The sequence below is a fragment of the Streptomyces sp. NPDC005281 genome (assembly GCF_040607495.1).
Lineage (GTDB): Bacteria > Actinomycetota > Actinomycetes > Streptomycetales > Streptomycetaceae > Streptomyces.
The window spans coordinates 81,938-93,638 of the sequence record NZ_JBEXGX010000032.1; the positions used below are offsets into that span (position 1 = coordinate 81,938).

14 protein-coding genes and 1 pseudogene are annotated in these 11,701 nt (G+C 70.4%); 7 read left to right on the plus strand and 8 right to left on the minus strand.

The annotated features are described in order from the left end of the window. Positions 1-33 precede the first annotated feature (33 nt). Positions 34-990: a helix-turn-helix transcriptional regulator gene (locus ABZV42_RS33970; RefSeq protein ID WP_356055275.1), complete on the minus strand. Its 957-nt coding sequence runs from the start codon at positions 988-990 to the stop codon at positions 34-36. A 134-nt stretch (positions 991-1,124) separates the two neighbouring features. Here ABZV42_RS33970 and ABZV42_RS33975 point away from each other — a divergent pair, with 134 nt between their 5' ends. From ABZV42_RS33975 to ABZV42_RS33995, 5 genes are all read left to right on the plus strand, one after another. Continuing rightward, positions 1,125-1,667 carry an SRPBCC family protein gene (locus ABZV42_RS33975; RefSeq protein ID WP_356055277.1) on the plus strand — a complete coding sequence of 181 codons (543 nt, stop codon included), beginning with the start codon at positions 1,125-1,127 and terminating at the stop codon, positions 1,665-1,667. Positions 1,668-2,265: 598 nt separating this feature from the next. Then, the gene (locus tag ABZV42_RS33980; RefSeq protein ID WP_355984216.1) at positions 2,266-2,688 is read left to right on the plus strand and encodes a nuclear transport factor 2 family protein; all 423 of its coding nucleotides are present in this window, start codon (positions 2,266-2,268) and stop codon (positions 2,686-2,688) included. Further along, positions 2,688-3,527 carry an NAD(P)H-binding protein gene (locus tag ABZV42_RS33985; RefSeq protein ID WP_355984217.1) on the plus strand — a complete coding sequence of 280 codons (840 nt, stop codon included), beginning with the start codon at positions 2,688-2,690 and terminating at the stop codon, positions 3,525-3,527. Before ABZV42_RS33980 ends, ABZV42_RS33985 begins: the two co-directional genes overlap by 1 nt. Continuing rightward, positions 3,524-4,777, plus strand: coding sequence for an alpha/beta hydrolase (locus ABZV42_RS33990; protein WP_356055279.1), 1,254 nt, complete (start codon positions 3,524-3,526; stop codon positions 4,775-4,777). The genes ABZV42_RS33985 and ABZV42_RS33990 overlap by 4 nt, the downstream gene beginning before the upstream one ends. Next, on the plus strand, positions 4,774-5,385 hold the full coding sequence (locus ABZV42_RS33995) for a TetR/AcrR family transcriptional regulator (RefSeq protein WP_356055281.1): 612 nt from the start codon (positions 4,774-4,776) through the stop codon (positions 5,383-5,385). Before ABZV42_RS33990 ends, ABZV42_RS33995 begins: the two co-directional genes overlap by 4 nt. Before the next feature lie 15 nt (positions 5,386-5,400). Here the strand turns inward: ABZV42_RS33995 and ABZV42_RS34000 are convergent, their stop codons facing one another. Then, complete coding sequence (locus ABZV42_RS34000; RefSeq protein WP_356055284.1) at positions 5,401-5,976, minus strand: TetR/AcrR family transcriptional regulator; 576 nt, start codon at positions 5,974-5,976, stop codon at positions 5,401-5,403. Positions 5,977-6,121: 145 nt separating this feature from the next. On the opposite strand from ABZV42_RS34000, the gene ABZV42_RS34005 reads away from it, so the two are divergent. Then, entirely contained in the window at positions 6,122-6,871 is a 750-nt protein-coding gene (locus ABZV42_RS34005; protein WP_356055286.1) for a DUF2306 domain-containing protein, read from the plus strand. A gap of 97 nt (positions 6,872-6,968) precedes the next feature. Further along, on the plus strand, positions 6,969-7,631 hold the full coding sequence (locus tag ABZV42_RS34010; protein ID WP_355984222.1) for an MBL fold metallo-hydrolase: 663 nt from the start codon (positions 6,969-6,971) through the stop codon (positions 7,629-7,631). A gap of 102 nt (positions 7,632-7,733) precedes the next feature. Here the strand turns inward: ABZV42_RS34010 and ABZV42_RS34015 are convergent. The 6 genes and pseudogenes from ABZV42_RS34015 to ABZV42_RS34040 form a co-directional block, all read right to left on the minus strand. Beyond that, positions 7,734-7,829, minus strand: a pseudogene (locus ABZV42_RS34015) (RidA family protein); the annotation flags it as partial. A 160-nt stretch (positions 7,830-7,989) separates the two neighbouring features. Continuing rightward, positions 7,990-8,175, minus strand: coding sequence for a hypothetical protein (locus ABZV42_RS34020; RefSeq protein ID WP_356055288.1), 186 nt, complete (start codon positions 8,173-8,175; stop codon positions 7,990-7,992). 166 nt (positions 8,176-8,341) lie between these two features. Next, on the minus strand, positions 8,342-8,614 hold the full coding sequence (locus tag ABZV42_RS34025) for a DUF4158 domain-containing protein (protein ID WP_356055298.1): 273 nt from the start codon (positions 8,612-8,614) through the stop codon (positions 8,342-8,344). Next, positions 8,611-10,686, minus strand: a complete 2,076-nt coding sequence (locus tag ABZV42_RS34030; protein ID WP_356055290.1) for a hypothetical protein — start codon at positions 10,684-10,686, stop codon at positions 8,611-8,613. The genes ABZV42_RS34025 and ABZV42_RS34030 overlap by 4 nt, the downstream gene beginning before the upstream one ends. 153 nt (positions 10,687-10,839) lie before the next feature. Next, positions 10,840-11,007: a hypothetical protein gene (locus ABZV42_RS34035; RefSeq protein WP_356055292.1), complete on the minus strand. Its 168-nt coding sequence runs from the start codon at positions 11,005-11,007 to the stop codon at positions 10,840-10,842. Between the two features lie 349 nt (positions 11,008-11,356). After that, positions 11,357-11,701: zinc ribbon domain-containing protein (locus ABZV42_RS34040; RefSeq protein ID WP_356055294.1), on the minus strand; the 345-nt coding region annotated here is incomplete at its 5' end.

The window sequence follows — 11,701 nt, forward strand, 5'->3', positions numbered from 1 at the left end:
CAGAAACAGCGCCTGGTGCCAGTAGTACGCGGATCAGTCGGCGGCAGTACGGGGGCCCGGTCGCGCGGGACCGGCCGGGTTGGTCAGAACGGACGCCGGCGGAGCGGTCCGGGCAGCTGGGGCGGTTTCCTGTCCCGGCCCGACCTGCGCGGTGGCCTGCCCCAGCAAGGCCAGCGCCGCACGCGAAGGGGAGCCCGCCTCCGTGGTGGCCACGACGACGCTGGGGCCCGCTCCGTGGCTCAGGGTCTGCTGGATGACGTTCACCTCTCCGACCAGCGGGTGGCGCATCGCATAGGCGGCGACGGTGCACGCCCTGACCCGGTGGTCCGCCCACATCGTGGCGAACTCCGCGCTCGTTGAACTCAGTTCACCCACCAGCGCGTGCAGTGCCGCGTCCTGCGGATGGCGGCCCGCCACCAGCCGCAGGTTTCCCACCACGGCCCTGGCCTTGCTCGGCCAGTCCGCGTACAGCTCGCGGGTATGACCGTCGAGGAACACCAGGCGGGCCATATTGGGACGCTGCCCCGCGATCTCCGGGGCCCCGGGGTCCAGATGCCCCGCGAACAGGGCGTGTCCCAGCCGGTTCCACGCCAGCACGTCACTGCGCAGGCCGAGAACGACCGCGGGTACGTCCGACAGGACGTCCAACAACTGCCGTGCCGCCTCACTCACGCGCTCCGGCGCGGGCCGCCGGGCCCGCGGCCGGTGCCGGTCCGCGCGTGCCAGGTCGTGCAGATGCCGCCGCTCGGAGTCATCCAGCCGCAGCGCCCCGGCGATCGCGTCCAGCACCTGCGGCGAGGCGCTCTGCGACTGGCCCTGTTCCAGCCGCGTGTAATAGGAGGCGCTCACGCCCGCCAACAACGCCAGCTCCTCGCGCCGGAGTCCGGACACGCGACGGCGCTCGTTGTAGGTGGGCACTGCGGCGTCCTCGGGACTCAGCTGGGAACGCCGCGTCCGCAGAAACTCCCCGAGCTGCGATTTTCCGTTCATGGCTCCGAGTATCAACGCCTCGCGGACACCCAGCCTGCCCCAGCTGTGAATAGGCACGAGCGGGTCTGGTTCCCGAGCCGCACCGCCGCTGAAGTGGATGCAACCGATCAGTCCACCCACCGAGGAGCAGCCTCGTGAGTACCAGCCCCCGACCCGACCCCCTCGCAACCTTCGACTCCCTGGACCCGACCGCCTACGCGTTCACCAGGCGCACCTGGGTCGACGCCCCACCCGCCCGCGTCTACCACCTGGTCGGCGATGTGTCCTCGATCAGCCGCTGGAGCCCCAACGCGACCGACGCCGCCTACGACCGGGACGCCGGACCCCGGGTCGGGGCCTGGTTCAGCGGCCACAACCGCAAGGACGGACGGGAGTGGACCACCCGCTCCCAAGTCGTACGAGCCGACCCCGCGGCCGCATTCGGATTCGTCGTCGGCGGCACCGAGAACGGCATCGTGCAGTGGGACTGGACCTTCCGTTCCCAAGGCCGCGGCACGATCGTCCGGCAGTCATGGAAACTCCTGCGCCTCGACCCGGTCCTGGGCACCACCCGCGCCGACCTGGACGACCTGCGCCGCTACATGACGGACAGCGTAGAGGTCACCCTGGCATCCATGGCCCAGTACTTCGCCGGGGACTGCGGGACACACGAGATGGCCCCCGGTACACCTGGCTGACGGATTCGTGCGCGGCCCATGAAGACGATCGGTACGACCGTTGGCGTCAAGCGCTTGGATCCCGACCGACCTCGCGCGGCGGCAGCGGACGCTCCTCGACCCGCCGCTGACACCCCAGAGGAGCCCCGTCCAGGGTGCGTGTTGATCCACCGCCGACTTTTCGGGGCCGGCGCCTGGCACTCCACGCACTCCGGTGCGATCAGGAGCCGCCAGCCGAGTGACCTTCCAGCCTCGGCAGGGCGGTTCATTCCTGCACCGTCCTCGTCGTCCTGAGCGGGGACAGCCGGGCCCCGTACTCGTCGCGGATCTCGTGGCCCTCGGCGCGCAGTTGTGCGACTGCGCGGCGCCGACAGAACGACCACCTATGAAACGCGACCGCTGTCAGACGTCAGCCACATGCCTGATGTTGCAAAACGGACCGCCGGTCCGTATGGTCACTCCCATTCGGACCGACAGTCCGTTTCGATTGGGAGAGCCACCCCGCCGGGTGGCCTGCCATGGGGAGCATCACGCCTGTCTGCTGCCGGCCCCTGTGGCGAATGGCCGTACCCACCGGGCCGCGAACACTGTGTCTTCGAACAGGATGGAAGGTTTGATCATGACAATGCCGACGACAGCCGCGGAGCTGTACCGCCACGGTCTGCAACTCCTGCTGGAGAAGGACATCGCGGGCTGGGTGGACTTGTGGGACGAGGACGGTGTCCTGGAATTCCCCTTCGCGCCGGAGGGCTGGCCCGTACGGCTGGAGGGCAAGGCTGCGGTCGGCGCGTACATGCGCCACTACCCCGACCACGTCGACCTGCACGACTTCCCCGAGGTGACGGTCCACGAGACCACGGCTCCGGAGACGATTGTGGTGGAGATGCGCGGGGTCGGACGCCTGGTGGAGAGCGACAGCCCCTTCGACATGACCTACATCGCCGTGGTCACGGTCAGGGACGGGCTCATCACTTCCTACCGCGACTACTGGAACCCCCTGGCCGTCCAGCAGCCCGGCGCCGACTTCGTGGGAGCGAACTGATGACCACCACCAGCGCCACCCTGGTCATCGGGGCCACCGGGACCACGGGCAGCCGCGTCACCGCCCAACTGGCCGCCGAGGGCCACCGCGTCAAGGCCGCCAGCCGCAAGGCCACCCCGGTCGACGGCGCGGAGTCCGTCCGCTTCGACTGGAACGAGCCCGCGACCTGGGACGCGGCCCTGGACCGTGTCGATCGCGTCTACCTCGTCCCGCCCATCGGATCCTCCGACCCCGCCGCGGTCATGCTGCCCTTCCTGCGACAGGCCCGCGCGAGGGGCGTGCGCCGCGCGGTGCTGCTCAGTTCCTCCGCGATCCCCGCGGGCGGCCCGGCGGTCGGGCAGGTCCACGAGGAACTGCCCGGCCTGTTCCGGGAGTGGGCGGTGCTGCGCCCGTCCTGGTTCATGCAGAACTTCGCCGGCCACACCCCCCACGCGCGCGGCATCCGCGAGGAGGGCGCCATCCGGACCGCCTCGGGAGACGGCCGCGTCGGGTTCATCGACGCCGGTGACATCGCCGCCGTCGCCGTGCGCGCCCTGACCGACGAGCAGGCCCCCGACACCGACCTGCTCCTGACCGGGCCCGAGGCGCTGAGCTACGACGATGTCGCCGCGATCATCACCGAGGTCACCGGCCGGCCAGTCGAGCACCGGCACCTGACGTTCGAGGAGCTGCGCGACCGGTGGGCGGCCGAGATACCGCTGGAGTTCGCCACCATGCTGGCCGGCATGGACCGCGCCATCGCCGGCGGCGCGGAGAACCGCACCACCGACACCGTCCAGCGCGTCACCGGCCGCCCCGCGGGGACTCTGCGCGCGTTCGTCGAGCGGGAAGTCCGATGAAGCGGCTGATGTTCCAGGACGATCCGGCGTTCTGGTTCGAGACGCTGCGCAATCTCGGTCTCGCCGCGTACGGCGGCTCCGACGTCGGCGAGGTCGTCGCCACCGCCTCCCGCATCACGTCCGGCGACTACGACGGCTGGCACGATGCCTGGCTGTCCACCGCCCGGCGTCTGGAGACCGAGGCGCGAGCGGCTCACCCGGTCAGCGCGCGCGACGGACTGCTGCGCGCCTCCAGCTACTACCGGGCCGCCGAGTTCTTCCTCCACGGAAACCCCGACGACCCGCGTATCGACCACGCCTACGAACGCGGCGTCGCCTGCTTCCGCGACGCCGTCGCCCACCTGCCCGGTGTCACGCCCGTCGAGATCCCGTACGAGGACGCCGTCCTGCGCGGCTACTTCTACCGGGCGGCCGGCGAAGGCCCGGGGCCGACGCTGGTCATGCACAACGGGTTCGACGGCGCCGCCGAGGAACTGCACTTCTTCGGCGCACTCGCCGGACAGGAACGCGGCTACCACGTCCTCGCCTTCGACGGCCCCGGGCAGCCTGCGGCCATCCACCTCGGCGGGCCGGCCTTCCGGCCGGACTGGGAGAATGTGGTCGGGCCGGTCCTGGACTTCCTCACCCGGGACTCCGGCGTAGATCCTGCCCTTATCGCGCTCCTCGGCGTCAGTCTCGGCGGATACCTCGCGCCCCGGGCGGCCGCCTACGAGCCCCGTCTGGCCGCCGTCGTCGCCCTCGACGGAGTCTTCGACGCCGTCTCCGCTCTCACCGCGCACCTCCCGATGCCACACGAGGAAGCGGTCCGGCGCGCGGCAGCCGACCAGGACGAGGAACTGGACCGCATGCTCGCCCACGCCCGCGTGCGGAGCCCGATCCTGCGCTGGGCCCTCGATCACGGTCGCTACGTCACGAAGACCCCGACCGACCGGGCGTTCCTCGCCGAGTACGCCCGCTACGGCTTCAAGGACGGCAGCGCCGCGAAGATCACCTGCCCTGTGCTGGTGTGCGAGGCGGCCGACGACCTCTACTACTCCGCCACCGGGGAATCCGATCCGCGCAAGCTGTACCGGCAACTCACCGCACCCAAGACGCTCCTGACGTTCACTGAAGAAGAAGGAGCCGACGCCCACTGTCATCCCGGCGCGATCCGCCTCGCCGCAGCGCGTATCTTCGACTGGCTCGACGACACGCTCCAGCCGGTCCGACGCCACGCCGCGGACGGGCCGAAGACCACGGAGGATCCATGACCCAGCGCCCGGAGCGCGCGGACGCCCTGCGCAACCGAGAGGCCGTCCTGGCTGCCGCCGATGGCCTTTTCGCCGCCAGCAGCAGCCCCCACAGTGTGTCGATGGACGACATCGCGGCGGCCGCAGGCGTGGGCAAGGGCACCCTCTTCCGCCGCTTCGGCGACCGCGCCGGCCTGATCGCCGCCGTCATCGCATCCCGCCTCGAACCCCTGCAACAAGCCGTACGGGAAGCCCAGGACGCGGCCGGATCCTCACCGCACCGGCGCGTGCGGGAGCTTCTCGACGCCTCGCTCAGCTTCAAGATCGACAACCGGAACCTGATGTCGGCCGCGGAGGACGCCGGACTCAGCAGCCCCTACCAGGCCGAACACTACGGCTGGTGGCACGACACCCTGCGCACGGAACTGGCCGAAGTGCCCGGTGTCCACAACGCGGACTTCACCGCTCATGCGCTGCTCGCCGCCGTCCGCGCCGACCTCGTCGCCCATCTGATCGACCACCAGAAGATGACCCCCGACGACCTTCGGGCCTCACTCGCGGCCCACGTCGACAGCATCCTCGGCGGCAGCTCGGGCACGCCCAGGCGCCGCGCGCTCGACGAGGCCTGACCAACCGCTCCACGGCTACAGCCCGAACATCGCCGACAGGGTGGAGGCCGCGAGGCCTTCGGGAGGTTCCTCCATGCCGAACCGCTGGTGGGGCCGGCGCAGGCTGAGCACCGCCAAGCCGTGCAGGGTGGCCCAGATGGACCTGGCCATCAGCTCCGATGACGGCCCGGCGGGGACGAGCGCGGCCGCCTGGGCGTCGACGACGGAGCTCAGGAGCACCTCGAAGGAGTCGTGACCGACCGGCTCTCCGTCCGGCCGACTGCGGAACATGGTGACGAACAGGTCGGGATGATCGTGCGCGAAGCGCACGTACGCCCCCGCCAGACACAACAGCCGCTCACGGGCATCGCCCGCGCCTGCCGCCGCCCTCTCCAGACTTCCGCGCAAGGTGGCGTACCCCTGGTCGGACACGGCGGCGAGCAGTTCGTCCTTGCCGCTGAAGTGGCGGTAGGGCGCCGCGGTGCTCACGCCGGCCCGGCGGGCGACCTCGTTGAGACTGAACTGCTCGTGCCCCCGCTCGGTGAGGATCTCCCGGGCCCCGTCGATCAGCGCCTGCCGCAGTGCGCCGTGGTGGTAGGTCGCGCGCGTCACCGCTCCTCCTCCTTGATTGCCGTGCCCGCCGCCAGGGTGTCGGCGGGCACGGAGAACTGCATCGAATGCATGTTACTGATTCTAACATTGGCTGCTATGTTAGAGCCGTTCACATCGGAGCGGCATGAGGACCCGAGGAGTTCGGATGACTTCCACCGCACCTCCCGCAACCGCCAAAGCCCCGCCCCGGCGGAGGCGTTCGCGTTGGAGTTGGGCCTGGGTGGCCCTCTCCTCGCTGGCGATCGCCGGCTACTTCACGGGCCAGTACGCACAGGGCACGCTCGATGCCCTCGCGGACCGGCACGTCGGCCTCGCCGACAGCTACGCCTCCCAGGCGACGGTGATCCGCGCGGCCTTCTACGTCCACATCGTGACGGCCGGGCTGGCACTGGCCCTGGGACCGTGGCAGTTCTGCCGGCGGCTGCGCACTCGCCGCGTACGGGTCCACCGAGGCATCGGCCGCGCGTACCTGGTCAGCGTCGCGCTCGGCTCGGTCTCAGCGTTCGTGATGTCGATGTTCAGCTCAGTGGGCCTGCTGGGCTTCTTCGGCTTCGGCTCACTGGCCGTGCTGTGGGGATGGACCGCATGGCGCGGCTACCGCGCCATCCGCGAACGGGACGTCCCCAGCCACCAGGCCTGGATGATCCGCAACTTCGCACTCACCTACGCGGCCGTCACCCTGCGACTGTGGTTCGGCGTGCTGATCCTCGCCCAGGTGCCCTTCGCCCACGGACCGGACCCGTTCCCCGCGATCCTCACGCAGGCCTACGCCCCCCTGCCCTTCCTGTGCTGGCTGCCCAACATCGTCATCGCCGAGTCCATGATCCGCCGCCGCGGCCTGCCGGCCTTGCACCTCACCGCGCCGCCCGCACGCTCCGCGGCCCCCGGTGGATGACCCGGAGCACGCCCCGGCCCGGTCGCACACCGCACCGCGCACCGAAACGACCCACCTGCCCACCTGCTCCGCCAACCCCACCTGCCCGGGAGAAGTCATGAGTGTCTACACCGTCAAGAACCTCGCCTCGTCCGCGTTCCTCGTCACCGACGAGAACGGAGCCATGATCGTGGACACCGGCGTCGCCGGACGAGCCCCCGCGATGCTCCAGCAGATCGCAGACGCCGGCCTGCGCCCCACCGACGTCAACCTCATCGTGCTCACCCACCACCACGCCGACCACAGCGGCTCCGCCCTCGACCTGCGCGCGGCCACCGGAGCGCCCATCGCCATCCACCGCGACGACGCCGACCAGCTCCGCCGCGGCGGCCGCGTCGACCTCCACCCCACCAGTCTGGTGCCGCGCCTGATGAAGGTCATGCTGGCCAAGACCGAAATCCCGGCCATCGAGCCCGACATCATCCTCGGAGACGAGGAGGACCTGGCCCGCCACGGGGGAATCGGACGGTCCTTCGTGACCCCCGGCCACACCCCCGGCTCCGTCTGCGTCCTGCTCCCCGACCACAGCATCGTGGCCGGCGACGCCCTCTCCGGCGGCATCATGCGTGCCCGGACCGCCCGCAAGCCCATGTTCGCCACCGACCTGGACGCCGCCGGGCACAGCATGCGCGTCATCGCCGGCCACGCCCCGACCACCGTCTACGTCGGCCACGGCGGCCACCTCACCGCACCGTCTGTCGCCTCGCTCCGGACGAGCTGAGCCCCCTCCCCGCTCCGGCTCACGCACGTCGCCCGGGCCGCCGAAGCGCCCCGGGCGACGTCGCAGTCGGGCCCATTCGACCTCGTTACAAGGAAGGCCTGTTCAGTCGATGACTGCGACGGCTTCGACCTCGACCAGGTGCTCGGGCACGTCGAGCGACACGCCGCGCAGCAGTGTGGCTGGCGGGGCGGGGATGAGCCTGAGGCATCCGCCGCCTCCGCCTCCTCGGCAAAGTTGGTGATCTTCCCCGCGGCGACTCCGACCATCCACACATCGGTGTCGCCGAGACCGTCCAGCCACTCCAGACGCTTGGTCAGGCTCTTGAAGTGCGATCAGGTCGGGCCCTTGGTGGGCTTCTTCAGCCGGTTGAACAGCGCCGTCCCGTCGCTGTCGCGTCCTCCAGCAGCCTCATGAGCCCCGGCAGCTGAGCAGCGCTCATGCGGTCGTGGGTGCCCGCGCGGATCGAGGCCTTCACCTCGGTGCGGACCTTCGAGGCCATCTTGTGGAAGGTGGAGAGCCCCAGCAGCTCCAGCCCGGCCTCCACCACCGTCTCCAGCGCGATGTTGATCAGATCCGTCGGGCGGTTCTTCGCCGCGGCCTCCTCTCCGGATCGACTGCTCGATGATTCCCCGGGCCCTGGCCTGGTCGTACGTCACGCCGACCCACTTACGGACCAGGCCACGGTGATGCTGGACCGTCCTCTTCGCCCGTTACACCGGCAGCGCGCCCTCCGGCAGCTCCACCGCCCGCCGTACGAAGTCCACCACCATCTCCGGGACGTGCCCCACTGCCGGAAAACACCCCATACGCCGGTACGACTTCAGCATCAGCAACAAGGCCAGCGGACGCTCATCGCAGTCCGTGGCATCGGCCGCCCACTTCAGCTCTTCGCGAGTCGGCGAGAAGAACAGATGCAGCTCGTGCGTAGTGATCAGCCGCTTGAAACGGGATGCCGTGGACCGACACCGGGCGAAACCCGTCAGACCGACCCGTCCGTGTGACGGTCGATCCGGGCGAGGGCCTCCGCGCGTTCGGCCTCGGTCGGCGTAGGGCTCAGTTGGTCCGGGTGGCGGATCAGAAAGTGTTCGCGGGCTGTCCGCAGGCCTATCGCGCGGGCCTCCGGGGAGAGGCCAGGGTGTTCGGCGACCTCCAGGGCGCGCTGCCACCAACTCCGGCTGCGGGGGTCGACGGCGTAGTGCCACAGCGGCTGTTGGGGGTCGGCCACACCGATCAGGACCCGGTGCAGGACGTGCTCGCGGATACCTGGAGTGCCGAGCAGCCGGTCCGCCACGAACAGCGGGTGCTCCCCGTCGAGGCGGGCCCGGACCAGGACCCAGGTCATCAACTGGCCCACATCATGGCCGCCCGAGACGACGAACTCCCACAGCTCGGCGGCCTTGGCCTCGTCGGGCGCGCCGAGGTGGGTGAGCAGCCGCAGCTTGTCCTTCCAGACCGGCCGGGCTCCGTTCCACCAGGCGACCAGCTTTCCCGCGGCCGGGTGGTCCAGGTCCAGGGCGAGACATGTCGAAGTGACGAGCGGGTGACGCCATTCGGTGTACGTGGTCCGGTACGTCTTGGTGAGGTCCTTCAGCCGACGCGGCAGCAGTGCCTCGACATCGGCCTCGGTCGCCAGGCCATGGGCGAGGAGGAGTTCGAGGCAGAAGCCGAGCCCCTGCAAACCCGTGTCCGGGTCGGTCACCCGCTCACGCAGCCAGCGCACGTCGGCTTCGGTGAGCGTCCGGTACCGGTGCCAGACCCGGCCCAGTGTCCCCTCGTAGGCGGCGAGATCGGGTCCGGTGCCCGACAGTAGCCCGTCCCGGGCGGCCTCGTAGCGGTCCGCGGCGGCCAAGGCCTCGGCGGTGTCGATGCCCACGAGCACGGAACGACCGGACCCGAGTGCCTCCTCCCGTACGAGATCCACCTGGTCTCGGGCCACGCGCGCCGCGAGGACGCGCAGGGGGTGCGGCAGCCTTTCGTCGGTGGCGAAGCGGACCGCCGCGAGGGCGGCATAGGAACGGCCGGCCTGGTGGTCCGCGCCCGTCTCGTGGCGCAAGTCGGCCGTGACATCGCCGATCAGCGCGTCGTACAGCCCGCGCCAGGAGGTCTCCGGGGCACTGGACGCGGTCAGTTCCGCAGCGAGGGCGACCGCGGCCCGTATCGCGTCGGGCTCGTGCAGCGATCTGTGCAACGCCAGCCAGCCGCGGACCGAACCGCAGTCGCCGTCGAGTGCGAACGCCCGCACCATGGCGAGACCCCGCTCGGACGGCACCTGACGCAGGACATCGGAGGCACGCGGCCCGAGGCCGGCGGCTGTCTGCCACGCCTCCTCGTGGCCGTGGCGCAGCAGGGCGTGGAGCAGTTCTCGCCAGGCGCCCCACTCCGCGAGCCGCTCCTCGTACTCGACCCGCCAGGCACGCAGCAGCCGCTCCGCCTCGTCGGGTGTGAGCTCGTCCCGCCGCTCCAGCGATACCGCGAACCGGGTCGCGGCCGTGGGGTCCAGAGGGTCGCGCAGCCGATCGTGGAGCCATTCGGCCTCGGCCGAGGACAGCGATCGGTACCGGAAGGAGGGTGAAGAGCGATCCACCGGCTCATCGAGCGCTTGGAGGAACTGGCGCACGCCGTCGGGGTCCACGGGGTCCGGCAGGCCCGCCTCGTCCCGGTGGGTGATCCGGTCCAACCGGAAGGCGCCCTGCGATCCGCCGTCGACTATCCGGAAGCCGGCCGGCCCTTCGCCGAGCCCGGCGGCGACGGCGACGTGGTGGCCGCCCCAGTGCAACAGCAGTTCGCCCGTCAGGGCGCCGGAGCGGTCGAAGGCACGCTCATGGGACTGCCAGTGCCAGTACGCGAAGGAGGCGGGGCCGGTGAGCCCCCGCACCGCGAGGAGTTCGGCGGCGTCCTCATGTCCGTCGGACTGGGTGTAGCGGTCCCGCTTCGGCGGCGCCAGCACGAGGAACCCGTCGCCGCCGAGCCCCCGCCACCAGGTCGTGATGGTGGTGAAGTCCGAAGGCCGCCGCGCCGCACGGTTCCCGGGCGGCGCGGTGTCGGGGCTCTTCACGTGCTGCTCCCTGGGGTCCACGGGATCCGTCCCGGACGAATCATCGGCAGGAACTCACCCTGCCACAGGGGTCTGACATCGCCCTTCTCGGCTTGATGGTCAGCAGCCGGGTCAGGGGCCACAGGCCACAGGCCAGCGGTCAGCGGTCAGCGGTCAGCGGTCACGCGATGTTCCGAGCATCGGCTGTTCATCATCGGGGGTTGGTTCTGGTTCATCCGGGGTCGGCGTGGGAGGAGGGAACAGAAGGGCCTCCAGGATGTCCAGTGCGAACATCATGAGGAGCAGGGCCACCGGAACGAGCAGAGCTATCAGGACGATCACGGCACCTCCCCTAAAGCAATGATCCGTAGCCAGTTGTTCGGACATCGGTTCAACATCAGCGTGCAGCCGAATGGAGGATGTCGCACGCCACGGACCGCAATCGCGTAGGCCGATCGAGTGACGACCCGTTTCGTGGACGCGTGTTCGATCCGGCCGGGTCGGCGCTGGATCCGCGTCACCCGCGGGCGATGTACGAGATCGCGCGCGTTACGGCGGACTGCCACGCAACGGGGGTTCCGCCTCATCGGCTCAACGCCCCCGGAACCGAGCCTCGCCCTTGACGGCCAGCCCACTCGCGGCCCGTGGCTCCCCGCCAAAAAACAGCTCCGCCCTTGACATCCTCCCGGGCTTAAAGGCCCGGGATTCCAGTCTGCTCCCACTGCGGCGACGCGGTGGGCAGCTCCTGGCGGGTTCCTGTTTCGCTGCGCTGTGCCGGCACGGGTGCCGGTCTTACCTGCGCTCCACAGGCTGATGCCGCCAGTCCAGCGGCCTTGGCGACGTTGACCGCCGCGTTGACGTCCCGGTCCAGGACCATCCCGCACGCCGAGCACGTCCACTCCCGGACGTTCAGCGGTTTGGGGCCGTCCTTGACGCCACATGCGGAGCACACCTGGGAGGTCGGTTCGAACCGGCCGATCTTCACGAGGGTGCGTCCGTACCGGGCGGCTTTGTACTCCAGCATGGTCACGAACGC

Coding starts and splice junctions, on each gene's coding strand:
- ABZV42_RS33970 (WP_356055275.1), bottom strand. CDS start 990: ATGAACGGAAAATCGCAGCTCGGGGAGTTTCTGCGGACGCGGCGTTCC.
- ABZV42_RS33980 (WP_355984216.1), top strand. CDS start 2,266: ATGACAATGCCGACGACAGCCGCGGAGCTGTACCGCCACGGTCTGCAA.
- ABZV42_RS33985 (WP_355984217.1), top strand. CDS start 2,688: ATGACCACCACCAGCGCCACCCTGGTCATCGGGGCCACCGGGACCACG.
- ABZV42_RS33990 (WP_356055279.1), top strand. CDS start 3,524: ATGAAGCGGCTGATGTTCCAGGACGATCCGGCGTTCTGGTTCGAGACG.
- ABZV42_RS33995 (WP_356055281.1), top strand. CDS start 4,774: ATGACCCAGCGCCCGGAGCGCGCGGACGCCCTGCGCAACCGAGAGGCC.
- ABZV42_RS34005 (WP_356055286.1), top strand. CDS start 6,122: ATGACTTCCACCGCACCTCCCGCAACCGCCAAAGCCCCGCCCCGGCGG.
- ABZV42_RS34010 (WP_355984222.1), top strand. CDS start 6,969: ATGAGTGTCTACACCGTCAAGAACCTCGCCTCGTCCGCGTTCCTCGTC.